Origin of the sequence: Paraburkholderia bryophila, from assembly GCF_013409255.1 — a bacterium.
In the GTDB taxonomy this organism is placed as follows: domain Bacteria; phylum Pseudomonadota; class Gammaproteobacteria; order Burkholderiales; family Burkholderiaceae; genus Paraburkholderia.
This window is the reverse complement of the sequence record NZ_JACCAS010000001.1, coordinates 1-22,944: the sequence shown is the minus strand read 5'-3', so window position 1 is coordinate 22,944 and position 22,944 is coordinate 1. Positions and strand designations below refer to the sequence as shown.

At 62.8% G+C, this 22,944-nt stretch carries 20 protein-coding genes and 1 pseudogene; 4 read left to right on the top strand and 17 right to left on the bottom strand.

The features are described 5' to 3' along the window. Positions 1-44 precede the first annotated feature (44 nt). The 4 genes from GGD40_RS00105 to GGD40_RS00090 all read right to left on the bottom strand — a co-directional run bounded on the left by GGD40_RS00105 (position 45) and on the right by GGD40_RS00090 (position 5,057). A complete protein-coding gene (locus GGD40_RS00105; RefSeq protein WP_179742411.1) occupies positions 45-1,349 on the bottom strand; it encodes an L-fuconate dehydratase in 1,305 nt (434 codons plus the stop codon). Positions 1,350-1,471: 122 nt separating this feature from the next. After that, positions 1,472-2,413, bottom strand: coding sequence for an ABC transporter substrate-binding protein (locus tag GGD40_RS00100; protein ID WP_035546042.1), 942 nt, complete (start codon positions 2,411-2,413; stop codon positions 1,472-1,474). A gap of 87 nt (positions 2,414-2,500) precedes the next feature. Next, positions 2,501-3,526 carry an ABC transporter permease gene (locus tag GGD40_RS00095; RefSeq protein ID WP_179742410.1) on the bottom strand — a complete coding sequence of 342 codons (1,026 nt, stop codon included), beginning with the start codon at positions 3,524-3,526 and terminating at the stop codon, positions 2,501-2,503. 16 nt (positions 3,527-3,542) lie between these two features. Continuing rightward, a complete protein-coding gene (locus GGD40_RS00090; protein ID WP_179742409.1) occupies positions 3,543-5,057 on the bottom strand; it encodes a sugar ABC transporter ATP-binding protein in 1,515 nt (504 codons plus the stop codon). Between the two features lie 331 nt (positions 5,058-5,388). Here GGD40_RS00090 and GGD40_RS00085 point away from each other — a divergent pair, with 331 nt between their 5' ends. Next, the gene (locus GGD40_RS00085; RefSeq protein ID WP_179742408.1) at positions 5,389-6,444 is read left to right on the top strand and encodes an AI-2E family transporter; all 1,056 of its coding nucleotides are present in this window, start codon (positions 5,389-5,391) and stop codon (positions 6,442-6,444) included. A 167-nt stretch (positions 6,445-6,611) separates the two neighbouring features. Here the strand turns inward: GGD40_RS00085 and guaA are convergent, their stop codons facing one another. The 3 genes from guaA to guaB form a co-directional block, all read right to left on the bottom strand. After that, the gene (guaA, locus tag GGD40_RS00080; RefSeq protein WP_179742407.1) at positions 6,612-8,195 is read right to left on the bottom strand and encodes a glutamine-hydrolyzing GMP synthase; all 1,584 of its coding nucleotides are present in this window, start codon (positions 8,193-8,195) and stop codon (positions 6,612-6,614) included. Between the two features lie 138 nt (positions 8,196-8,333). Further along, positions 8,334-9,083, bottom strand: coding sequence for a hypothetical protein (locus GGD40_RS00075; RefSeq protein ID WP_179703953.1), 750 nt, complete (start codon positions 9,081-9,083; stop codon positions 8,334-8,336). Positions 9,084-9,089: 6 nt separating this feature from the next. Beyond that, entirely contained in the window at positions 9,090-10,550 is a 1,461-nt protein-coding gene (gene guaB / locus GGD40_RS00070) for an IMP dehydrogenase (RefSeq protein ID WP_179703952.1), read from the bottom strand. 292 nt (positions 10,551-10,842) lie between these two features. On the opposite strand from guaB, the gene GGD40_RS00065 reads away from it, so the two are divergent. Then, the gene (locus GGD40_RS00065) at positions 10,843-11,820 is read left to right on the top strand and encodes a DMT family transporter (RefSeq protein WP_179742406.1); all 978 of its coding nucleotides are present in this window, start codon (positions 10,843-10,845) and stop codon (positions 11,818-11,820) included. A 127-nt stretch (positions 11,821-11,947) separates the two neighbouring features. Here the strand turns inward: GGD40_RS00065 and GGD40_RS00060 are convergent, their stop codons facing one another. Next, the gene (locus GGD40_RS00060; RefSeq protein ID WP_179703950.1) at positions 11,948-12,280 is read right to left on the bottom strand and encodes an RnfH family protein; all 333 of its coding nucleotides are present in this window, start codon (positions 12,278-12,280) and stop codon (positions 11,948-11,950) included. Beyond that, positions 12,277-12,714 carry a type II toxin-antitoxin system RatA family toxin gene (locus tag GGD40_RS00055; RefSeq protein WP_035546166.1) on the bottom strand — a complete coding sequence of 146 codons (438 nt, stop codon included), beginning with the start codon at positions 12,712-12,714 and terminating at the stop codon, positions 12,277-12,279. Before GGD40_RS00055 ends, GGD40_RS00060 begins: the two co-directional genes overlap by 4 nt. A gap of 100 nt (positions 12,715-12,814) precedes the next feature. Between GGD40_RS00055 and smpB the strand changes: the two genes are divergently transcribed. Beyond that, complete coding sequence (gene smpB / locus GGD40_RS00050) at positions 12,815-13,261, top strand: SsrA-binding protein SmpB (RefSeq protein ID WP_035546168.1); 447 nt, start codon at positions 12,815-12,817, stop codon at positions 13,259-13,261. 243 nt (positions 13,262-13,504) lie between these two features. On the opposite strand, the gene GGD40_RS00045 is transcribed toward smpB, so the two are convergent. From GGD40_RS00045 to ppsA, 3 genes are all read right to left on the bottom strand, one after another. Next, a complete protein-coding gene (locus tag GGD40_RS00045; protein ID WP_179703949.1) occupies positions 13,505-14,440 on the bottom strand; it encodes an SPFH domain-containing protein in 936 nt (311 codons plus the stop codon). Positions 14,441-14,518: 78 nt separating this feature from the next. After that, the gene (locus GGD40_RS00040; protein ID WP_179703948.1) at positions 14,519-14,962 is read right to left on the bottom strand and encodes an NfeD family protein; all 444 of its coding nucleotides are present in this window, start codon (positions 14,960-14,962) and stop codon (positions 14,519-14,521) included. Between the two features lie 180 nt (positions 14,963-15,142). Continuing rightward, a complete protein-coding gene (gene ppsA / locus GGD40_RS00035) occupies positions 15,143-17,548 on the bottom strand; it encodes a phosphoenolpyruvate synthase (protein WP_179742405.1) in 2,406 nt (801 codons plus the stop codon). 567 nt (positions 17,549-18,115) lie between these two features. Between ppsA and ppsR the strand changes: the two genes are divergently transcribed. Then, a complete protein-coding gene (ppsR, locus tag GGD40_RS00030; RefSeq protein WP_179742404.1) occupies positions 18,116-18,931 on the top strand; it encodes a posphoenolpyruvate synthetase regulatory kinase/phosphorylase PpsR in 816 nt (271 codons plus the stop codon). A gap of 54 nt (positions 18,932-18,985) precedes the next feature. On the opposite strand, the gene GGD40_RS00025 is transcribed toward ppsR, so the two are convergent. The 5 genes and pseudogenes from GGD40_RS00025 to GGD40_RS00005 all read right to left on the bottom strand — a co-directional run. After that, positions 18,986-19,771 carry a TrmH family RNA methyltransferase gene (locus tag GGD40_RS00025; protein ID WP_179742403.1) on the bottom strand — a complete coding sequence of 262 codons (786 nt, stop codon included), beginning with the start codon at positions 19,769-19,771 and terminating at the stop codon, positions 18,986-18,988. Between the two features lie 77 nt (positions 19,772-19,848). Then, positions 19,849-20,604, bottom strand: coding sequence for a ribonuclease HII (gene rnhB / locus GGD40_RS00020; RefSeq protein WP_179742402.1), 756 nt, complete (start codon positions 20,602-20,604; stop codon positions 19,849-19,851). Beyond that, positions 20,601-21,770: a lipid-A-disaccharide synthase gene (gene lpxB, locus GGD40_RS00015; protein ID WP_179742401.1), complete on the bottom strand. Its 1,170-nt coding sequence runs from the start codon at positions 21,768-21,770 to the stop codon at positions 20,601-20,603. The genes rnhB and lpxB overlap by 4 nt, the downstream gene beginning before the upstream one ends. Before the next feature lie 3 nt (positions 21,771-21,773). Beyond that, positions 21,774-22,562, bottom strand: a complete 789-nt coding sequence (gene lpxA, locus GGD40_RS00010) for an acyl-ACP--UDP-N-acetylglucosamine O-acyltransferase (RefSeq protein ID WP_035546180.1) — start codon at positions 22,560-22,562, stop codon at positions 21,774-21,776. Between the two features lie 93 nt (positions 22,563-22,655). Then, a pseudogene (locus GGD40_RS00005) lies at positions 22,656-22,944 on the bottom strand (3-hydroxyacyl-ACP dehydratase FabZ); the annotation flags it as partial.

Below are 22,944 nucleotides of genomic sequence, written 5' to 3'. Positions count from 1 at the left end.
GCATCAGCGAGGCGAAACGGCGACACGGCCAGCGTCGCGCGCTCTCAAGTCGTCCAGGCCGCGCCGTCAGGAAAACGATACCGGTCGAGCGACGCCGCATGCATTTCGATGCTGTAGCCGGGGCGCTGCGGCGGCATATAACGTCCATTGCGGATCACTACCGGATCGACGAAATGCTCATGCAGATGATCCACATACTCGAGCACCCGATTCTCCAGCGACGCCGACACGCAGACATAGTCGAGCAGCGAAATATGCTGCACGTACTCGCACAATCCGACTCCGCCCGCATGCGGACACACGGGCACGCCGAATTTGGCCGCCATCAGCAGGACCACGATCACTTCGTTCAAACCGCCCAGCCGGCAACTGTCGACCTGACAAAAATCAATGGCCTGCGCCTGCAGCAACTGTTTGAACATCACCCGATTCTGGCAATGCTCGCCGGTCGCCACGCCGATCGGTTTGAGCCGCTGACGGATCGCCGCGTGGCCGAGAATGTCGTCGGGGCTGGTCGGCTCTTCGATCCACCACGGGTCGAACTGCGCGAGGCGTCGCATGTTCGCGACCGCTTCGTCGACGTCCCAGACCTGGTTCGCATCCATCATCAGCTTGCGGTTCTGGCCGATCTCTTCCCGGAGAATGCGCGCGCGGCGCATGTCTTCGTCGAGATTCCCGCCCACCTTCTGCTTGAAATGCGTCCAACCCTGCGCGACGCCTTCGCGCGCGAGGCGGCGGATCTTGTCGTCGTCATAGCCGAGCCAGCCCGCCGATGTCGTGTACGCCGGGTAGCCCTGCGCGAGCATCTCCGCTTCGCGCTCGCCGCGTGTCGACGCATGACGATGCAGCATCGCGATCGCTTCCTGCGGCGTGATCGCGTCGGTCACATAGCGAAAGTCGAGACACCGCACGAGGTCTTCCGGGCTCATGTCGACCAGCAGCTTCCACACCGGCTTGCCTTCCGCTTTGGCCCACAGGTCCCAGGCGGCATTGACGACGGCCGCCGTCGCCAGATGCATCGCGCCCTTGTCCGGACCGATCCAGCGCAGTTGACTGTCCGACGTCAGCGCGCGCCAGAACGCGCCCATGTTTGCCGCGATCTCTTCGAGCGTCCGGCCGACGACCAACGGCGCCAGCGCCTTCACCGCCGCCACGCAGATCTCGTTGCCGCGCCCGATCGTGAACGTCAGGCCATGACCGGTGAGCCCTTGCGGCTGCGATGAATCGGTTTCGAGCGTCACGTAGGTGGCGGAGTAATCCGGCGCCGCGTTCATTGCGTCGGAGCCGTCCAGCGAACGCGAGGTCGGAAAGCGGATGTCCCGCACGGACAGGTTGGTGATCGTAGTCACTTGGCACGCTCCTGAGCGACAGCTATCGATGTCCGCCTGTCCCCACCCTGCCCGACGGAACCAGAAAGAGAAAGGCCGGCGCCATGCGCGCGGCCTCTCCCATTGCGCCTTATCGGCGCAACTCAGTCATACAGCACGGCGGCAATCTTCGGATCGCTCATATTGCTCTTGTCGTACCAGTAGAAGCCCGTGTCGACCTTCTTCGGCAGCTTCTCGCCCTTCAGCGCCTTCATCGCGGAATCGACGACGCACTTGCCGATGCCGACCGGGTTCTGCGTGATCGCGCCCAGCATCAGGCCGGAGTTGATGTCGTCTTTCTGCTCCTTGCCGGAGTCGTAGCCGATCAGCACGAGCTTCTTGCCCGACTCCTTGACGCCGATCGCCGCGCCTTCGGCCGAGCCTTCATTCGAGCCGAAAATCCCCTTCAGGTTGGGATTGGCCTGGATCATCGCCTTGGCGATTTCCGCGGACTTCAAGTGGTCGCCGCCGCCGTACTGCACGGACACGATCTTGACGTTCGGATGCTTCGCCTTCATCTCGTTCAGGAAACCATCGCGACGGTCCACGCCCGTGCGGCTGGTCTGGTCGTGCACCACGAGACCCACTTCACCCGAATCGCCGATTGCCGCCGCCATCTTGTCGGCGGCGAGAGCGGCCGCGGCGAGATTGTCGGTCGCGCAGGTCGTGAGCGGAATGTCGCTGTCGACACCCGAGTCGAACGCGATCACCGGTATTTTGGCGGCCTGCGCACGGCGCAGCAGCGGAATGGCCGCTTTGCTGTCGAGCGCGGCAATGCCGAGCGCTTGAGGCTTCTTGGCAAGCGCCGCCGACAGCATATCGATCTGCTTGTCGACCATGGCCTCGGTTTCGGGGCCCTCGAACGTGATGCGGGCTTTCTGTTCCTTCGCCGCCTGTTCGGCGCCGGATTTAACGGCTTGCCAGAACTGATGCTGGAAGCCCTTCGAGATCAGCGGAATATACGGTTCTTCCGCACGGGCCAGATTCGTCACGCCGACCAGCGCGCCCACGCCGACCACGACACCGAATAGTTTTCGATTCAACATGGCAACTCTCCTCCTAAGGTGGACCACCGCCTTCAGTAATGAGGAAGCCCTTTCGCGCTTCCCTTTTTTGATTTCGTTTGTGGCGTGTCAGCGCTTGCTGCGCCGCAGGATATCGGCATAGACCGCGAGAATGATGATGAGCCCGGTCACGACGATCTGCCATTCCTGCGCGACCGACAGGATGCGCAGGCCGTTGGTCAGCACGCTCATGATGAACGCACCGATGATCGTGCCGAGGATCGTGCCCGCGCCGCCGCTCAGCGACGTGCCGCCGATCACCACGGCGGCGATCGCTTCGAGTTCATAGCCCTGGCCGAGCGCCGGCTGCGCGGAATTCAGCCGCGACGCGATCAACAAGCCGGCAATGCCGCAAATGGCCCCGCCGAGCGCGTAAATGGCGATCTTCCAGCGGTCGACGTTCACGCCGGACAGACGCACCGCTTCTTCGTTGCTGCCGAGCGCGAACGTGTAGCGGCCGAGCGCCGTGCGATTCAATGTCAGCGAACTCACGATCGCGAGGAAAAACAGGATCAGCACGCCGTTCGGCACCGGCAGGTTCGGCAGCACGTAACCGATCAGCGAGTCCTGCGAGATCAGGGTGAAGTTTTCGGTGTCGGTGAAGTAAATCGGCTTGTCGGCCGAGACCACCAGCGAGAGCCCTTTGAGCAGCAGCATCATGCCCAGCGTCGCGATGAACGGCGGGATTTTCATCTTGGCGATGAGGGTTCCGGAAATGGTCCCGCACATTGCGCCGGCGCCGATCGCCGCGAGCACGCCGGTCCACATCGGCAAATGCCAGTAAGTCAGAAACACGCCGCAAATGACGGCGGTGAATGTCATCAGCGTGCCGACCGACAGATCGATACCGCCGGTAATGATGATGAACGTGCAGGCAATCGCCAGCACGCCGTTGACGGCCGTGGCCTGCAGAATGCCGAGAATATTGTCGATCTGCATGAATGCCGGCGACGCGAAACTGAAGAACACCAGCAGCAGAATCAGGCTTGCAAACGCCAGCATTTTTTGCAGCGCGGCCGGCGCGAAGAGGCGCGCTTTGAGGCCGGAGACGCGCCCCTCGCTCGCTAACGTCGACGTATCCGATGGCAACTTCATTCAGACCTCACGAGGTTCATGCCGCTGCTTTCAAGGTGTCGCGCTGCGTTGCGAGATGCATGATGCTTTCCTGCGATGCCTCGGCGGCCAGGAGTTCGCCCGTAATGCGGCCCTCGCACATCACGACGATGCGGTCGCTCATGCGCAGGATTTCCGGCAGCTCCGACGAGATCATCACGATCGCCTTGCCTTGTGCGGCCAGCGCGCGCAGCAGCTTGTAGATTTCGCTTTTGGCGCCGACGTCGATACCGCGCGTGGGTTCGTCGAAGAACAGCACGTCGCAGTCGCGTTCGAGCCATTTGGCGATCACGACCTTCTGCTGATTGCCGCCGGATAGCAGGCGGACCGGCTGCGTCGCGGACGGCGTGCGAATGGCGAGCAGTTTGATGAAATGACCGGCGGTGCGGCGAATCCGTGCGCGTCGCAGGAAAAAATTGAGCGACAGGAATTTGCCCAGATTGGACATGACGATGTTCGACTCGACGTCCATGCCGGTCGCAAGGCCGAAACGCTTGCGGTCTTCCGACAGATAACCGATGCCGTGCGCGACGGCGTCGCTCGGCTCGCGGATCGTCGCCCTTTTCCCTCGCACGACGATTTCGCCGGATTCGATCGGATCGGCGCCGAACACTGCGCGCGCGACTTCCGTACGGCCGGCGCCCATCAGGCCGGCGAAGCCCAGGATCTCGCCGTTGTGTAGCGTGAAGCTCACGTCTCTGACCAGTGGGCCGGCATTCAGGTGTTTGACTTCGAGCGCGATGTCGCCTTTGTCCGCGCTGTTGTTGGGCGGCTCGACGTCGGTCAGGGTGCGCCCGACCATCATGCCGATGATTGTCTCGACGCTGGCGTCCGCGACGGCGACGGTGGCCACGTATTCGCCGTCGCGTAACACGGTCACGCGGTCGGCGATCTGCTTCAACTCGTCCATTTTGTGGGAAATGTAGACGATGCCCACGCCCCGGCTCTTCAGCTCGCGGATGATGCGGAACAGCTCGGCGATCTCGGCGTCGTTGAGGGCCGAGGTCGGCTCGTCCATGATCAGCACGCGCGAATCGAAAGACAACGCCTTGGCGATCTCGACCATTTGCTGTTTGGCCACGGTCAGTGCGCCGACCATGGCGCGCGGATCGATGTTCACGTGCATGCGGGCGAGAATGTCGCGTGCCTGTGCGTTGAGTTTGTCTTCGTCGAGGAAAACACCGAGGCGCCCGCGCGGTTCGCGGCCAATGAAGATGTTCTGCGCGACGCTCAGATGGTTCATCAGTTGGAGTTCCTGATGAATGATGCCGACGCCGACGGCCTGGGCGTCGCGTGGGCTCTGGAAATCGACCGGCTGGCCGTCGACGAGGATTTCGCCGGTGTCGCGCGTGTACACGCCGGCGAGGATCTTCATCAACGTCGATTTGCCCGCGCCGTTTTCACCCATCAGCGCATGGACCTCACCGGTCATTAATTCGAGCTGGACCTCGTGAAGCGCTCGTACGCCGGGGAAGCTCTTGTTGAGATTTCTTACGGAAATCAGTGGGATCATGGCGCGGATCTGAAAACAAATCCGCAACGACCGCTCACCTCTGCGCGAGAGGCGGGTCGAGGAAACGCCGGGGATGGCCGGGTTGGGTGAAGGAAATCGCCACGAGAAACCAGACGCATTGCTGGACTCCCAAATCGATGTGCGACGATTCTACGCTGGTGGGCGGTGGGAGCAAGGCGGGGCATTCCCGGGGGTGGGGGCGCGGTGACCGAACCCGACTCGGACCAGGCAAGCGCCCGCACCTCGAGCCATTCCTGATATCCTCGCCGACGGAAAAGACGCGCGACCTCTAGCGCGCGCTTGCTGGCTGGAACCATTGAAAAGATAAATCATGACGACAACACCGGGCTCTGTCGCACAGACCACTACCGGCGTAGCGGCCGGTCTGGCGATTCTCTATTTTTTGCGACCGGTGCTAGTTCCTTTCTTTCTGGCCGTGTTGCTCCGGATTCTCATTGCCGGCATCGTCTCGCTGGTCGTCCGGCTGCTGCCCCGTGCGCCTAAATGGCTGATCCTTGTCGCGACCGCGGTGATTGTCGGCTTTAGCGCCTACAGCATTTTTATCGTGATCCTTCAGGGCATGAGCGATCTCGTCAAACAGGCGCCCGTGCTCCCGGCTCAACTCGACAGTCTCATTCGATCGGTTAGTGTGGGATTTGGTCGCAAGTTCGATCTGGCGAGCGTGCTGGGGTTAGTCGATTTCCCAGCGCTGGAGCATAGTCTCGCGGCCGGGCTGGGCGACGCCGTGTCGAAAGCATTCCTGACGTTGTTTTTCTTCGTGTTCATGCTGCTTGGACCGGGGACCGACGCCGATCCCAAGATAATCAAGGCAACCACTAACGAAGCGAGAGCGAACTCCCAGCGCGCCGTGCTCTCCAAAATCACACGTCGAGTGCAGGCTTACCTGGTTTCTCAGACCGCGATCAACCTGGCGATTGCCGCGATTTCCGCCGCTGTGTTCCGCTTTGCTGAATTACCTGACACGGCGTTCTGGTCGGTGACGGTCTTTCTTCTGGCATTCATGCCGGTCGTCGGACCCTTCGTGGCGAGCGTCGTGCCCGCGGTATTCGCTGCGATTCATAGCGGATCGGTCGCCGTGCCGCTCGGTGTGTTCGTGATTGTGCTGGCGGTCTTCCAGGTCGCACACAATCTCATCATGCCGAAAGTCCAGGCCAAAAGCACCAATACGGACCCGCTCATCGGGATCTTCGCGCTGGGCATCTGGACGCTTCTGTGGGGCGTGCCGGGCGCCATTCTCGCGACGCCGTTGACGGTGCTGATGATGGTGATCGCCGCTCAGTTTCAAAGCACTCGCTGGCTAGCGATTTTGATGTCGCACGATGGGGTGCCGGATGCGGTGGATGCTGCGCAATTGCCGGGTGGGTGATGCGGTGATGGGGCGGTGATGGGGCGGTGATGGGGCGGTGATGGGGCGGTGATGGGGCGGTGATGGGGCGGTGTTGGGGCGGTGTTGGGTCTGGTGATACGCCATGTTTTTTGAATGGAAAAACATGGAAAACCGATACTCCCGGTGTGAGCCGGGAGACGATCAGTTTATTCCCACTCAATCGTCGCCGGCGGCTTCCCCGAGATGTCATACACCACCCGGTTAATCCCACGCACTTCATTAATAATGCGGTTCGACACATGCCCCAGCAGTTCATGCGGCAGATGCGCCCAATGCGCGGTCATGAAGTCCAGCGTCTGCACCGCACGCAACGCGACCACGTACTCGTAAGTGCGCCCGTCGCCCATCACGCCGACGCTCTTCACCGGCAGGAACACCGCGAACGCCTGGCTCGTCAGGTCGTACCATGACTTGCCGGTTTCCTTGTCGATCGTGGTACGCAGCGTCTCGATGAAAATCGCGTCCGCGCGACGCAGCAGGTCCGCGAAATCGCGCTTCACTTCGCCGAGAATCCGCACGCCCAGACCCGGGCCCGGGAACGGGTGGCGATACACCATCGACGGCGGCAAACCGAGCTTCACGCCGAGTTCGCGGACTTCGTCCTTGAACAGTTCGCGCAGCGGTTCGAGCAGCTTCAGGTTCAGCGTTTCCGGCAGGCCGCCCACGTTGTGGTGGCTCTTGATCGTATGCGTACCCTTCTTGCCCTTGCCAGCCGATTCGATCACGTCCGGATAGATCGTGCCTTGCGCCAGCCACTTCGCGTCGCTCAGCTTGCCGGCTTCGGTCTGGAACACTTCGACGAATTCCGCGCCGATGATCTTGCGCTTCGCTTCCGGATCGGTCACGCCGGTCAGCTTGCGCAGGAACACTTCGCTCGCGTCGACGTGAATCACTTTCACGCCGAGGTTATCGGCAAACAGCGCCATGACCTGCTCGGCTTCGTTCAGACGCAACAGGCCGTGATCGACGAACACGCAAGTCAGCTGATCGCCGATCGCGCGATGCAGCAGCGCCGCCGCCACCGACGAATCCACGCCGCCCGACAGCCCCAGGATCACGTGTTCCTGGCCGACCTGCTCGCGAATCTTGGCGACGGCTTCGTCGATATAGTTGCCCATTTCCCAGTCAGCCCGCGCGCCGCAGATCTGCAGCACGAAGCGCTCGATCATTGCGCGGCCCTGCACGGTGTGCGTGACTTCCGGATGCCATTGCAGGCCGTAGAAATGGCGCTGTTCGTCGGCCATCGCCGCGATCGGGCACGATTCCGTCGATGCCATCAGCGCGAAGCCCGGCGGCATTTCCAGCACCTTGTCGCCGTGGCTCATCCAGACCTTCAGCATGCCGTGACCTTCCGGCGTGGTGAAGTCGCTGATGCCTTCCAGCAGGCTCGTATGATTGCGCGCGCGCACTTCGGCGTAGCCGAATTCACGCAGATGGCCGTTGTCGACCTTGCCGCCCAGTTGCTCGGCCATGGCTTGCATGCCGTAGCAGATGCCGAGCACCGGCACGCCGAGCTCGAACACCGCTTGCGGCACGCGCGGCGTGTCGGTTTCGGTGACCGAGCTCGGGCCGCCCGACAGAATCACGCCCTTCGGCGCGAAGTCGCGAATGAACGACGCATCGACGTCGTACGGGTGGATTTCCGAATACACGTTGGCTTCGCGAACGCGACGTGCAATCAGTTGGGTGACTTGCGAACCGAAGTCGAGAATCAGGATCTTGTCGTGCATGGCAGCGGACGGAGTCAAAAGTAAGCGGATATAAGATGCCGCGCGCAAGGCGCGGCGTTGAATTCAAAGCGGTCCACGGGGGGACGATCGGGCGTGAAGCGGCAAGCTGATGCGGACTGGCGTGTGCGCGGCGCGAGGTCAGCCATGAAACGGCGGACGGGGGCCGCCTGGCGCGTCAGCGGCGGCGTTACGGGCTTCGTCGCGGGCGACGGTGCTCTCGGCACGCGCTGCCCTTTCGGATGGCGTTAGAGCGGATTCATCGACTGCCGGACGGAACGTGCCGGTTGCAACGGTATCCACCGGCCGCGTGACCGGAACCACCGGTACCACCGGTTCGACGACGGGCGCCACGGCCGGCTCAGCGCGATAGACCGGGAAACCTGCCGTCACACGCTCCGGCTCGCGCCGGTTGGCAGCGTCTTTCGCGGCGTCTTTGGCGGCCTGCTTTTCAGCACGCCCGGCAGCGGCGGCGTCCACCAGCCGCTCCTTCTCACGCCGCCTGACCGCGCCCGATAAACGCACGCCACCCAGACCGATCACCAGCAACACCACACCGGTGAGCACCGCGACGATCTGCCCGAAACCGGTCAGCGCCGGCGTATGCAAGCCGAGCAGCCAGACCAGCATCAGCACGCCGGTCAGCCAGTTCACATGGCCGACCACCTTGGCGACCGTCGAGGTCAACGCCCCGGCGATCGACGCGTGAAAAGCCAGCCACGCGAGCCCGATCAGCGCCACGCCAAACGCCTGGCCGACCAGCGCCGGCTGCGTTTGCACCAGAAGCAGCGCGTTGTACAACGAAGTCCAGGGCGTCAGCAGGAACAGCAGGCCGAACGCAAGCAGCAACAAGGCATCGAGAATGAGTACAGCGCGCAGCAATGGCTTCATTGGCGTTTAGTCCACGTGGTAGTTGGGCGCTTCCTTGGTGATTTGCACGTCGTGCACGTGCGACTCGCGCAAGCCCGCGCCCGTGATCTGCACGAACTCGGCCTTGTCGTTCATCTCGTCGATGGTGCGGCAACCGCAATACCCCATGCTGGCACGCACGCCGCCGATCAACTGGAACAGGATCGCGTTGACCGAGCCCTTGTAGGCGACGCGGCCTTCGATACCTTCCGGCACCAGCTTGTCGATATTCGCGGAGTTGTCCTGGAAGTAGCGGTCCGCCGCGCCGTCTTTCATTGCGCCGACCGAGCCCATGCCACGGTAAGACTTGTACTGACGGCCCTGATACAGGAACACGTCGCCCGGCGATTCTTCGGTGCCGGCGAACATGCTGCCCATCATCACGGCGTTCGCGCCGGCGGCCAGCGCCTTGCTGACGTCGCCCGAGAAACGCACGCCGCCGTCGGCGATCACCGGCACGCCGGTGCCCTTCAGCGCTTCGGACACGTTCGAGATCGCGGTGACTTGCGGCACGCCGACACCGGCGACGATCCGTGTCGTGCAGATCGAGCCCGGGCCGATACCGACCTTCACGCCGTCCGCGCCGTATTCGACGAGCGCCTTGGCGGCCGCCGCGGTGGCAATGTTGCCGCCGATCACTTCGACGTGCGGGAAGTTCTGCTTGACCCACCGGACGCGTTCGAGCACGCCCTTGCTATGGCCGTGCGCGGTATCGACGACGATCACGTCGACGCCCGCCTGCACCAGCAGTTCGACACGTTCTTCGTTGTCCTCGCCGACACCGACCGCCGCGCCTGCACGCAGCTTGCCGTGTTCGTCTTTACACGCGTCCGGGTGTTCGGTCTGCTTGGTGATGTCTTTCACCGTCATCAGGCCGCGCAGTTCGAATGCCTCGTTGATGACCAGCACGCGCTCAAGGCGGTGGCTGTGCATCAGCGCCTTGGCTTCGGCGAGCGGCGTGCCTTCCTTGACGGTGACGAGGCGCTCGCGCGGCGTCATGATGTTGCGCACCGGTTCGTCCAGACGCTCTTCAAAGCGCAGGTCGCGGTTCGTGACGATACCGATCAGTTGCGCGCCTTCGACGACCGGGAAGCCCGAAATGCCATGCTGTTGCGACAGCGCGATCACGTCGCGCACCTTCATTTGCGGCGGCACCGTGATCGGATCGCGCACGACGCCCGATTCGAAGCGCTTGACCTTGGCAACTTCACGCGCCTGCTCGGCCGGCGTGAGATTCTTGTGGATGATGCCCACGCCACCCATTTGCGCCATCGCGATCGCGAGACGGGCTTCGGTGACGGTGTCCATGGCGGCGGACACAAGCGGCATATTCAGGGAGATGTTGCGGGTCAGCCGGGTCTTGAGGCTGGTGTCGCGCGGCAAAACATCGGAGAAGGCCGGGACGAGGAGCACGTCATCGAACGTGAGTGCTGTTTGGATCAGACGCATGGCAAATCCTATAGGCGCAAAAGCAGATTATACGCGATACCTCCCCGGTTTTCACTGCACGAACAGCAGCTTAGCGAGTTTCGGGCGATTTTTTTCGCGATAAGCCGCTCGCCGATTTCGCTTCTCCGTTCGCCTCGGGTTCGATCCGGTTTCGTTTGCGCGTTCGGGCCCAAATCGTCGCCGGGTGGCCCGAAAGCCATGAATTGCCGCGCGAATGCAGAATCGAACAAGACAGTTCGCGGCTCGAACCGCTATTCTCCCGACCATTCCAGTTTTCTTGCAGGGGCAGTCGATGCAGCGCGGTGTGGCATATGGAGTAATGGCCGGGGCCTTATGGGGAATGGTGTTTCTGGTGCCGCGCGTGCTGCCCGACTTTTCGCCGCTGCTGCTGAGCGCCGGCCGCTACACGATGTACGGCATCGTCTCGCTGGCCGCAGCCCTGCCGATGGCGCGCTCGCTCGTCAAACGCCTGACCCGCGAGGATCTCGGCGCGCTGGTGAAGCTGGCGCTGGCCGGCAACCTGCTCTATTACCTGCTGCTGACGGCGGCCGTGCACCTGATCGGGATCGCGCCGGCCTCGCTGATCGTCGGCGTGCTGCCCGTTACCGTCACGCTGCTCGGCCGGCGCGACCACGGCGCGGTGCCGCTCGCCCGCCTCGCCTGGCCGCTCACGATGGTGATGGCCGGCATCGTCTGCATCAACGTGGACGTCTTCACGGTCGCCGACGCCACGCCGGTGAGCATCGGCACCAAGCTGATCGGCCTCGCCTGCGCGGTGGGCGCGCTCGGCTGCTGGACCTGGTTCGCGGTCGAAAACGCCCGTTATCTGCAGCGTCAGACGCATTTCAGCGGCAACGAATGGTCGCTGCTGTGGGGCGTGGTGACCGGCGCGCTCGGCGCGGCGCTGTGGCTGGTGGTGGCTGCGCTGCCCTCCGGCGGCCCGCAGGGCGAGCTGGCGGACGGCCGCTGGCATCTGTTCTGGATGCTGAATCTGGCGGTCGCGATCGGCGCCTCGTGGCTCGGCAACGGGCTCTGGAATGCCGCGTCGAAGCGCTTGCCGCTGACGCTTTCCGGCCAGATGATCGTGTTCGAGACGCTGTTCGCGCTGCTTTACGCGTTCATTTACGACCAGCGCCTGCCGCGTCCGCTGGAGCTGGCGGCGATTCTGCTGCTGGTGGCGGGCGTGTGCTGGTCGGTGCGCCAACATGCGGACGACAATTCGTCCGGCGCGGCGGCGCTGGGGAAGAAGGCGCCGGCTTCGGCGTCTTGAGGTGACGCGTTGGTCGGCGCGGCGACTTGGCCGCCTTGAGCCGCTTGAGCCGCTTGAGCCGCTTGAGCCGCTCTGAGTCGCCTTGAGCCACGCTGAACCGCCACCCAAGCAACGCCGCAGAACGCGCCTAGCGCGAATCCCGGTTCTGCCAGCGCCGCCCTTCGATCGAACCCGCCTTGCGGGTCTTCGCGACGCGCCGTTGCCGCGACAGCTTCGGATCCACCAGCAGCGGCCGGTAAATCTCGACGCGATCATGATCGGCCAGCACGGCGTCCAGCGCCTTGATCTTGCCGAACACGCCCACTTTCTGCGTAGTCAGATCGATGCGCGGAAAGCGCTGCAAGATGCCGCTCGCGTCGAGCGCCTGCTGCAGCGTGGCGCCCTCGGGCAGATCCACGGCGATCAGCGCCTGCTCGTCCGGCAGCGCGTAACAGACTTCAATCGACAAGCGCGCGCTCATGCCTTACCGTAGCGCACGTCGGCGCGCTTCACGAACGATTCGACGAAGGTGTTGGCAATGTGGCTGAACACCGGCCCGATGATCTTCTCGAGAATGATGTTGGTGAATTCGTAGTGCAGCGCGAATTCGATCTTGCAGGCATCCGCCCGCAACGGCGTGAAGCGCCAGAAGCCGGTGAATTTGCGAAACGGGCCATCTGCGAATTCCATATCGATGCGCGTGGGCCGCTCCATGCTGTTACGCGTGGCGAAATGCTGCTTGATGCCCTTGAAGTTGATATCGATCTTCGCTTCCATGCCGTTTTCGTCCTGGCGGCGGATTTCGACACCCCCGCACCAAGGCAGGAAGTTGGGGTAATCGGCGACGTCGGTGACGAGGTCGAACATCTGTTCCGCCGAATGGCGGATCAACACGGTTTTCTGGACATCTGCCATAAATTGAACAGCGCGTGGCAAGGGTGGACAAGCGCGGCGGGCTTTCCTTGCCCCGCTTTGCTAAAATCGTGATTTTAAACGAGTTGGGCACTTTCCATTCATGAGCATTATCGACAACAGAAAAGCTTTCTACGACTATTCGGTCGAAGAACGCTATGAAGCAGGGCTCGTGCTCGAAGGATGGGAGGTCAAGGCGCTGCGCGCCGGGCGCGGCCAGATCAAGGAAGGTTACGTTGTGATCAAAGACAACGAACTGTTCCTGATCGGCACGCACATCAGCCCGCTGCCCGAAGCCTCGACCCACATCCACCCGGATCCGGTGCGCACGCGCAAGCTGCTGCTGCATAGCGAAGAGATCAGCAAACTGATCGGCAAGGTCGAGCAGCGCGGCTACACGCTCGTGCCGCTGAACTTCCACTACAAGGGCGGCCGCGTCAAATGCGAGATCGGGCTGGCCAAGGGTAAGAAGCAGCACGACAAACGCGAATCCGAGAAGAAACGCGATTGGGAGCGCGAGAAGGCGCGCCTGATGCGTTCGCCGGGCTAGGCGGGTTTTTGGCGCGAAAGCCTGCGCGGTTTTGCCGCGCTTTGTGTGGCCTCGGTTGGCGCTGTGACAGGTTCAATGAAAAATGGCCCGCTTTTTGAGCGGGCCATTTTTTTGGGTTGTTGCCGCTGCGGAATACGGCACAAGGACGGCAGTGCAATGCGGCGCGAACAGCGCCGCAGGCGGCTCACGCAGCCACCGCAAGCACGAAGCGGCAAGCCGCCCTCACGGGCACAGCACACGTGCTTAGCGCACCTCGGGCGCGCCCTTCCCCTTGTTCACGATCGTCAGCGCCGACGCGATCATCGAGCTCATATCTGCCAGATTGCCCGGCACGATCAGCGTGGTGCCCTGCTTCGCCAGATTGCCGAACGCGGTCACGTATTGTTCGGCCACCTTGAGGTTCACCGCTTCCATCCCACCGTTCGACTGAATAGCCGCCGCAATCTTCTGGATTGCCTGCGAGTTGGCCTCGGCGACAGCCAGAATCGCCGCCGCCTGACCTTGCGCCTGATTGATCGCCGCCTGCCGCTCGCCTTCGGACTTCTGGATCGACGCTTCGCGGCTACCGGACGCGATATTGATCTGCTCCTGCTTGCGCCCTTCCGACGCCGCGATCAGCGCGCGTTTTTCGCGCTCGGCGGTGATCTGCGCCTGCATGGCGTGGAGAATCTCCTTGGGCGGCGTCAGATCCTTGATCTCGTAGCGCAGCACCTTCACGCCCCAGTTCGACGCCGCTTCGTCGAGCGACGACACGATGCTGTGGTTGATGAAGTTCCGCTCCTCGAAGGTCTTGTCGAGTTCCAGCTTGCCGATCACCGAGCGCAGCGTGGTCTGCGACAACTGCGTGATCGCGAACACGAAGTTGCTCGATCCGTACGACGCCTTCATCGGATCGGTGACCTGAAAGTACAGCACACCGTCCACCTGCAACTGCGTGTTGTCGCGTGTAATACAGACCTGGCTCGGCACTTCGAGCGGAATTTCCTTGAGGATGTGCTTGTACGCAATCCGGTCGACGAACGGCACCGCGAAGCTCAAACCCGGCGTAAGCGTACGGTGATAGCGCCCGAGCCGCTCGAGCACCCACGCATGTTGCTGCGGCACGATCTTGAGGGTCTGCGCCGCCGTCATGATCACGATGATCAGCACTACTATCCCGACGATGGTCGATACATCCATTGTTGTTCTCCGGTCCGTACTCGATGGGTTGCGTGAAGCTGAAAAACTCGGCGACGGTGTCCCGAACGCAGCGTGCGCTCAGGCGCCCGCCGCCCGCCTGCTGGCGATGACGACAAGACAACTGCCATTCAGCGCGGTGATTTCATAAAGATGGGCGTCTTCCGGTTCGCCCGGCGCGAGTTCGATGTCCCACGCGGCGCCGCGATAATTAGCGCGCGCGCGGCGCGCCTGCCAGGCGTCGACGGTCAAGGTCTGGCCGATGTCGAGATTGACGTCCGGATTGTGCGAAGCGTCTTTGCGCGTTCTGCGGCCAAAGCGCGAGCGGCGCAGCAACAGCACCGCGGCCAGCGCCACGGCCGCCGCCACCGCGAACTGCAGATCGGCGGGCGCACCCGCAATGTGCGCAAGGGCCGCCGCGGCGAAACCCAACGCGATCATCAACAGATAGAACGTACCGCTGATCAACTCCAGCACGACCAGCACACCCGCCCCGATCCACCAGAACAATCCACCTGGCGCCACATCGACCTCCACAAAGCAAAACACCCCGGATCTACCGGGGTGTTTATAGCACGAAGCTGGTGCATCGAACGGAAGCTGCGATACTCTTTGACAAGCTTTTGATGCGCTTTTTACGCGCATTTTGACGCACCCCGCCGCACGCTATGCATGCCGCTTAGGAAGCGGCATGCATCAGGCGTTTTACTGCTTCGCCGACACCGCCAGTTGCTTCCACGTCTCGATGATCGAGTCGGGGTTCAGCGAGATCGACGCGATGCCTTCGTCCGTCAGCCATTGTGCGAAGTCCGGGTGATCCGAAGGACCCTGACCGCAAATGCCGACGTACTTGTTCAGGCGCAGGCAGGTTTCGATCGCACGCTTGAGCAGGAACTTGACGGCCGGATCGCGTTCGTCGAAATCGACGGCCAGCAATTCCATGCCCGAGTCACGGTCGAGGCCCAGCGTGAGCTGCGTCAGGTCGTTCGAACCGATCGAGAAACCGTCGAAGAATTGCAGGAATTCTTCGGCGAGAATCGCGTTCGACGGCACTTCGCACATCATGATCAGGCGCAGGCCCTTCTCGCCACGCTTCAGGCCGAACTTGCCGAGCAGCCCAATCACGCGCTCCGCCTGCTTCAGCGTGCGCACGAACGGCACCATGATCTCGACATTGTCGAGGCCCATCTCTTCACGCACCTTCTTCAGCGCGACACATTCCATCTGGAACGCTTCGGCGAAGTCGTCGGCGATGTAGCGCGACGCGCCACGGAAACCCAGCATCGGGTTTTCTTCGTCCGGCTCGTAACGCGAACCGCCGATCAGCTTCTTGTACTCGTTCGACTTGAAGTCCGACAGACGCACGATCACGGGCTTCGGATAGAACGCGGCGGCAATCGTCGCGATCCCTTCGGTCAGCTTGTCGACGTAGAACGCACGCGGCGATGCATGGCCGCGCGCGACGCTTTCCACCGCCTTCTTCAGGTCCTGGTCGATGTTCGGGTACTCGAGAATCGCCTTCGGGTGCACGCCGATGTTGTTGTTGATGATGAACTCGAGCCGCGCCAGACCCACGCCGGCGTTCGGCAGTTGCGAGAAGTCGAAAGCCAGTTGCGGATTGCCGACGTTCATCATGATCTTCACCGGAATCGCCGGCAGTTCGCCGCGCTCCACTTCGGTAATTTCCGTTTCGAGCAGACCGTCGTAGATCTTGCCTTCGTCGCCTTCCGCACACGAGACCGTGACCAGCGCGCCTTCCTTCAGCACGTCGGTCGCGTCGCCGCAGCCGACCACCGCCGGCACGCCCAGCTCACGCGCGATAATCGCCGCGTGGCAGGTACGGCCGCCACGATTCGTGACGATCGCCGCCGCGCGCTTCATGACCGGTTCCCAGTTCGGGTCGGTCATGTCGGCGACCAGCACGTCGCCCGGCTGCACACGGTCCATTTCCGACGGATCGTGAATCACGCGCACCGGACCTGCGCCGATCTTCTGGCCGATCGCGCGGCCCGTGGCCAGCACGTTCGACTGACCCTTCAGCTTGAAGCGCTGCTCGGCCTTGCCCGCGGCCTGGCTCTTCACCGTTTCCGGACGCGCCTGCAGAATGAAGATCTTGCCGTCGCGGCCATCTTTGCCCCACTCGATGTCCATCGGACGCTCGTAGTGCTTTTCGATGATGACCGCGTATTTCGCGAGTTCGATCACGTCTTCGTCGGTGATCGAGAAACGGTTGCGCTGCTCGTGCGTCACGTCGACGGTCTTCACGCGGCCTTCTTCGCCGGCCTTCGTGAATTCCATCTTGATCAGCTTCGAGCCGATCGAGCGACGGATGATCGGGTACTTGCCTTGCGCGAGCGTGGTCTTGAAGACGTAGAACTCGTCCGGATTCACGGCGCCCTGCACCACCGTTTCGCCCAGGCCGTAGCTCGACGTGATGAACACGGCGTCTTTAAAGCCCGATTCGGTGTCCAGCGTGAACATCACGCCGGCCGCGCCGACGTCCGAGCGCACCATGCGCTGCACGCCCGCCGACAACGCGACTTCAGCATGCGTGAAGCCCTTGTGGACGCGATAGGAGATAGCGCGGTCGTTGTACAACGATGCGAACACGTGCTTCATGCGATCGAGCACGTCTTCGACGCCGATCACGTTCAGGTAGCTTTCCTGCTGACCCGCGAACGATGCGTCCGGCAAGTCTTCCGCCGTTGCCGACGAACGCACGGCAAACGACAGCTCTTCAGGCGAGCTGTTTTGCAGGATGTCGAAACCTGCGCGGATATCCGCTTCGAGCTGCGGCTGCATCGGCGCGTCGACGATCCATTGACGGATCTCCTTGCCTGCTTCGGCAAGCGCCTTCACGTCGTCGACGTCGAGCGTCTCGAGACGTTTGGCGATGCGTTCGGTCAGCGTGTTGTGATTCAGGAAGTCACGGAATGCCAGCGCCGTCGTAGCGAAACCGGTGGGCACGCGCACGCCGGCTTCAGCGAGTTGACTGATCATCTCGCCCAGCGACGCATTCTTGCCACCGACAATCTCCACGTCGGTCATCCGCAACTGCTCGAACGGAACTACATACGCCTTATCCTTTGCGACGGTAACTGCGTTAGTCATACAAGCCCCTAAGTGTGAAAGAAATTCACGGCTGTGCAAGTGGGCTCGAACGCGAGACGCCCATTGGGAGCGTGACCTCGCGTCTTGCACAACCTGTTGGAGAAGCAATCGCGACACAGCACGGTAAGCGGCCACGGGCGGCAAAAAGCGCCTCGGAGATGCCGCAAATGTGCAAATGGCCGGATGCGCGACGAAGAACGCGAATGGACGAATTTACCGATCAATCCACCACATTCGCCGCACGTTACCGGCCGAAAGCGACGCGTTGAACTACCGTTCACGGTAAGTTAGACGCCAATCGCCTGCAATTGCTTATCCAACAGGTTGCCGCTATTCTACCGTGCCGACTCTCAAAATGTGACTGTCGGACGAGAATTGCGCCTCGAAACGCGCCCCGGACCGGCCAGCGGGCTTTTGCGAGGCCCCACCGTCATCCGGACGCAATTGTGGTGCCCACGGCGCGTCGTGCCGATCCGCTGCACCCTCCGGTTAGCCACCGGGCAGCGAGGTCTGCGCGGCGATGTTTTATTCGAGCGCTATTTTCCGCTCACGTTCCCAGCCCCACTGATGCCGCCCACCGTATTCATCGTCTCCGACGGTACCGGGATCACTGCCGAAACCTTCGCGCATTCGATCCTCTCCCAGTTCGACCAGAAATTCCGTCTGGTTCGCGTGCCCTTCGTCGACTCGACGGAAAAGGCCTACGCCACCCTCGAAAAGATCAACGAGGCGATCGCGCAAGACGGCCGCCGGCCGATCGTGTTCACCACGCTGGTGGACAGCGCGTCGAACCAGATCGTCAAAGGCTCGCACGCGTTGGTGCTGGACATGTTTCAGACCTTTGTCGAGCCGCTCGAACAGGAACTGGAACTGAAGTCGAGCCACGCCATGGGCCGTGGCCACCAGAACGCGGACACCGAGGAATACAAGAACCGGATCGAGGCGATCAACTTTTCGCTCGCGCATGACGACGGTCAATCGAACCGCAATCTGGCCGACGCCGACGTGATTCTGGTCGGCGTGTCGCGCAGTGGGAAAACGCCGACGAGCCTTTATCTGGCCATGCAATACGGCGTGAAGGCGGCGAACTATCCGCTGATTCCGGAAGACTTCGAGCGCGGCAAGCTGCCTACGCCCTTGCTCGCGCATCGTCAGAAGATGTTTGGGTTGTCGATCGATCCGCAGCGGTTGTCCGAAATCCGCAACGAGCGCCGGCCGGGCAGCAAATACGCCGCGTCGGAAAACTGCCGTTATGAGATCAACGAAGCCGAAGCGATGATGCGACGCGAGGGCGTCAAGTGGCTGTCGTCGACGCACAAGTCGATCGAAGAGATCGCGACGACGATCCTGCAGGAGATCAAGCTGGATCGACAGGCTTATTGAGTGGGTAAGTGAAGCGGGTCGACGGGGCGCCTGACACGGCGCCCTTTTTTACGGCTACGCGCGACCGCGCTGCTGGCGGCATTGCTCGAACACGCAAACCGCCGCCGCAGCCGCCACATTGAGCGACTCCATGCCGCCCGGCTGGGGAATCGTCACCCGCAACGACACCGCGTCGCGCCAGATTTGCGACACGCCCGCCCCTTCGTTGCCGAACACCCACGCGAGCGGTCCACTCAGATCGCAGTCGTAGATCGCTTCAGCGCCGTGCGAGTCCGTAATCACGATCGGCACCGCGAGGCGTTCGATCAACGACTGCGCTTCGACGTCCTCGTGAATCTGCAACAGGAAGTGCGCGCCCATGCCCGAGCGCAAGACTTTCGACGACCACGCGTACGCGGTACCCGGCGCGCAGAACACCTGCTGAATGCCGGCCGCCGCCGCGCTGCGTAGAATCGAGCCGACATTGCCTGCGTCCTGTACGCCGTCGAGCACCAGACAGGTCTGCGCGATCGTGTCGGGGAGCGGCGGATCGAGCTTGTCGACCAGCAGCAGAATCCCCACCCCATGCACGACGTTCGACAATTGCCCGAACAACGCATCCGGCAGCGTCACGACGCGATGATCTTCGACACGCGCGACGATCGCGCGCGCTTCGTCGTGAGTCAGCGCGCCATCCGTGACGATGCACATTTCCGGCTGCCCGGCGACGTCGAGAAACGCGCTCGCAAGATGAAACCCTTCGAGCAACGCCTGGCCGCCGCGACGCTGTTGATGCGTCGAGCCGGCCAATGCCTTGAGACGTTTATAGAGCGGATTGTCCCGCGAGGTGATGGCTTTCACAGGCAGCGAAGACAGTGAGAATGGGGAAAGAATGAACGACGCGCTGTTGTGCCGCGCGCGCGGCGCTCACTGAAAAATCAGACGCCGCTGCGTTCGCCAAAGGCGTCGTCGTCGAGCATGGCGTCGGTCAGCGTGACGGGCATGACGACGATTTCACCCGCCGGCAGACGCGTGGTCGTGCCGAAGCGCAGATGCGCTTCACGCACCGGCGCGAACGAGCGCCGATGATGCTCGCACGGCCCATGTTCACGCAGTGCCGCGAGATGTTGCGGCGTGCCGTAGCCGGCATGGGCATTGAAACCGTACACCGGAAAGCGCTGATGCAATTCGAGCAGCATCCGGTCGCGCGTGACTTTAGCCAGAATCGACGCCGCCGAAATGCTTTTGACGAGCGCGTCGCCGCCGATCACCGCCTCGCTGCGCACGCTCAGCGTCGGGCAGCGATTACCGTCGATTTTGACCAGCGTCGGCACGACCGCGAGACCTTCCACCGCGCGTTTCATCGCCAGCATGGTGGCGTGCAGGATATTCAGCGAATCGATTTCCTCGACGCTCGCCGACGCGATGCAGTAGGCCAGCGCCCGATCGACAATCTTGTCGTACAGTTCGTCGCGCTTTTTCGCGCTGAGCACCTTCGAATCGTCGAGGCCGCGAATCATCGGCTTCGACGGGTCGAAGATCACCGCCGCCGCGACCACCGGACCGGCCAGCGGACCCCGCCCGGCTTCGTCGACGCCGCAGACGATGTCGTCCGGCGTCTCGAAGTTCAGGCCGACCTGCTCCGTCGCGGCGCCCGCCACGGTTTTGCGACGAGGTGCGCGCGCACCGGTCACGGCCGCGCCTTATGCTTTTCGACGACGTTCGCCACGACTTCCGCCGCACGCTGCGCCGTGTTCTGCTTCAGCACGTGATGCATCTCCGTGAAGATTTCCGTCAGCGTGCGCCGGTTGCCTTCGTCGCGCAACTGTTTCAGCGTGGCCTCGGCCAGCGCTTGCGGCGTGGCGAAATGCTGCAGAATTTCCGGCACGACGAAACGCCCCGCCAGAATGTTCGGCAGACCCACGTATGGCAGATAGCCTTGGCGGCGCATGATCTGGCCGGTCAGCCAGGGCACCTTGTACGAGATCACCATCGGCTTTTTCAGCAGCGCGGCTTCCAGCGTCACGGTGCCGCTCTTCACGAGGATGGCGTCGGCTGCGGTCATGGCGAGTTGCGACTGACCGTCGGTAATCGTCAGCGCGAGACCCGGATGCGAGTCGACCAGCGGCCGCAGCATCTCACGCAAGGTCGGCGTGGCCGCCGGCATCACGAAGCGCACGCTGGGCTCCTGATGCTGCATCATTTCCATCGCCGCGAAGAACGTCGGGCCGATCAGATCGATCTCCGAGCGCCGGCTGCCCGGCAGCACCGCGATGATCGGACCGTCTTCCGCGAGACCGAGCGCGCGGCGTGCGCCGAGCGTGTCGGGTATCAGCGGGATCTCGTCGGCCAGCGGATGCCCTACGTACGACGCCGCGACGCCGGCTTTCTCCAGCAGCGCGGTTTCGAACGGGAACACGCACATCATGTGGTCGACCGCTTTGGCGATCTTCTTGATGCGCCCGCCGCGCCACGCCCAGATGGACGGACACACGAAGTGAACAGTCGGAATGCCCGCGTCGCGCAACGCATGCTCGAGCCCGAAGTTGAAATCGGGCGCGTCCACGCCGACGAACACCGACGGCGGTTCCGCCAGCAATTGGCGCTTCAGTTCGTTACGGACGGCAAGAATGCTGGGAATATGCCGCAGTGCTTCGACATAGCCGCGCACCGTCAGCTTATCCATCGGCCAGTGGGCGTCGAAGCCCGTGGCGATCATGCGCGGGCCGCCGATTCCGTAGTACTGGGTGCCGGTGGGCAGACGGCTCGCGAGACCGTCGAGCAGCGACGCCGCGAGCAGGTCGCCGGACGGTTCGCCGGCCACCATCGCGACGCGCAGCGGATTGGGTTGCAATGCCATCGGTTAGCGGATGATGCCGCGTTGCGACATTTCGATGAACGCGAGCAGCGTCTGCACCGGTTCGTCGCCATCGCCACCCGCGGATGCCAGTTCACGCAACTGCACCTTCGCTTCTTCAAGCGACAGGCCGTTCTTGTACAGCAGGCGATAGGCCGAGCGCAGCGCCGAAATCGCGTCCGGCGAGAAGCCGCGGCGGCGCAGCCCTTCGACGTTGATGCCGTGCGGCTCCGCCTTGTTGCCGGCGGCGATCACGAACGGCGGAATGTCCTGCACCAGCGCCGACGCACCGCCCAGCATGGAGTGCGCGCCGATGCGCACGAACTGATGCACGCCCGACATGCCGCCGACGATCGCGTGATCCCCGATCGTCACGTGGCCGGCCATCTGCGCGTTGCTCGACAGAATGACGTTATTACCGACGTGGCAGTCGTGCCCGATGTGCACGTACGCCATGATCCAGTTGTCGTCGCCGAGCGTGGTGACGCCCGCGTCCTGCACCGTGCCGGTGTGGATCGTGGTGAATTCGCGGATCGTGTTGCGGTTGCCGATCACGAGCCGGGTCGGCTCGTCTTTGTACTTCATGTCCTGCGGACGGCCGCCGACCGATGCGTAGTGGCCGACGCGGTTGTCTTCGCCGAGCGTGGTGTGACCTTCGATCACGCTATGCGAGCCGACCGTGCTCCGTGCGCCGATCGTCACATGTGCGCCGATCACGGCATACGGTCCGATTTCGACGGACTCGTCGACTTGTGCGCCCGGTTCGACGATCGCAGTGGGATGAATCCTGCTCATGCGTCCTCGCTTCTGATTCTGTTGCGTTGTCTGGATGGGCCCAGGCGACGCCGGCCGCGCCGGCATCGCGCCACGGGCTGACCGGACGCTGACTTAAGCGTCCTTGTCCGTGTGCCGCACCGCGCACATCAGGTCGGCTTCCGCCGCCACGACACCATCCACTTCGGCGCGCGCCTTGAACTTCCAGATGCCGCGCATATGACGCTCGAACGTGCAGTTCAGGATCAACTGATCGCCCGGCTCCACCACGCGCTTGAAGCGCGCATTGTCGATACCGACGAACAGGTACAGCGTGTTCGACGGATCGCTCGGCTCTTCCGAAAACGTCAGCAGCGCCGCGGTTTGCGCGAGCGCTTCGAGGATCAGCACGCCGGGCATGACG

Coding starts and splice junctions, on each gene's coding strand:
- GGD40_RS00065 (WP_179742406.1), top strand. CDS start 10,843: ATGCAGCGCGGTGTGGCATATGGAGTAATGGCCGGGGCCTTATGGGGA.
- lpxA (WP_035546180.1), bottom strand. CDS start 22,562: ATGAGCAGGATTCATCCCACTGCGATCGTCGAACCGGGCGCACAAGTC.
- GGD40_RS00075 (WP_179703953.1), bottom strand. CDS start 9,083: ATGAAGCCATTGCTGCGCGCTGTACTCATTCTCGATGCCTTGTTGCTG.
- ppsR (WP_179742404.1), top strand. CDS start 18,116: ATGCCGCCCACCGTATTCATCGTCTCCGACGGTACCGGGATCACTGCC.
- guaA (WP_179742407.1), bottom strand. CDS start 8,195: ATGCACGACAAGATCCTGATTCTCGACTTCGGTTCGCAAGTCACCCAA.
- GGD40_RS00055 (WP_035546166.1), bottom strand. CDS start 12,714: ATGGCAGATGTCCAGAAAACCGTGTTGATCCGCCATTCGGCGGAACAG.
- smpB (WP_035546168.1), top strand. CDS start 12,815: ATGAGCATTATCGACAACAGAAAAGCTTTCTACGACTATTCGGTCGAA.
- GGD40_RS00045 (WP_179703949.1), bottom strand. CDS start 14,440: ATGGATGTATCGACCATCGTCGGGATAGTAGTGCTGATCATCGTGATC.
- ppsA (WP_179742405.1), bottom strand. CDS start 17,548: ATGACTAACGCAGTTACCGTCGCAAAGGATAAGGCGTATGTAGTTCCG.
- lpxB (WP_179742401.1), bottom strand. CDS start 21,770: ATGGCATTGCAACCCAATCCGCTGCGCGTCGCGATGGTGGCCGGCGAA.
- guaB (WP_179703952.1), bottom strand. CDS start 10,550: ATGCGTCTGATCCAAACAGCACTCACGTTCGATGACGTGCTCCTCGTC.
- GGD40_RS00090 (WP_179742409.1), bottom strand. CDS start 5,057: ATGATCCCACTGATTTCCGTAAGAAATCTCAACAAGAGCTTCCCCGGC.
- GGD40_RS00060 (WP_179703950.1), bottom strand. CDS start 12,280: ATGAGCGCGCGCTTGTCGATTGAAGTCTGTTACGCGCTGCCGGACGAG.
- GGD40_RS00095 (WP_179742410.1), bottom strand. CDS start 3,526: ATGAAGTTGCCATCGGATACGTCGACGTTAGCGAGCGAGGGGCGCGTC.
- GGD40_RS00100 (WP_035546042.1), bottom strand. CDS start 2,413: ATGTTGAATCGAAAACTATTCGGTGTCGTGGTCGGCGTGGGCGCGCTG.
- GGD40_RS00085 (WP_179742408.1), top strand. CDS start 5,389: ATGACGACAACACCGGGCTCTGTCGCACAGACCACTACCGGCGTAGCG.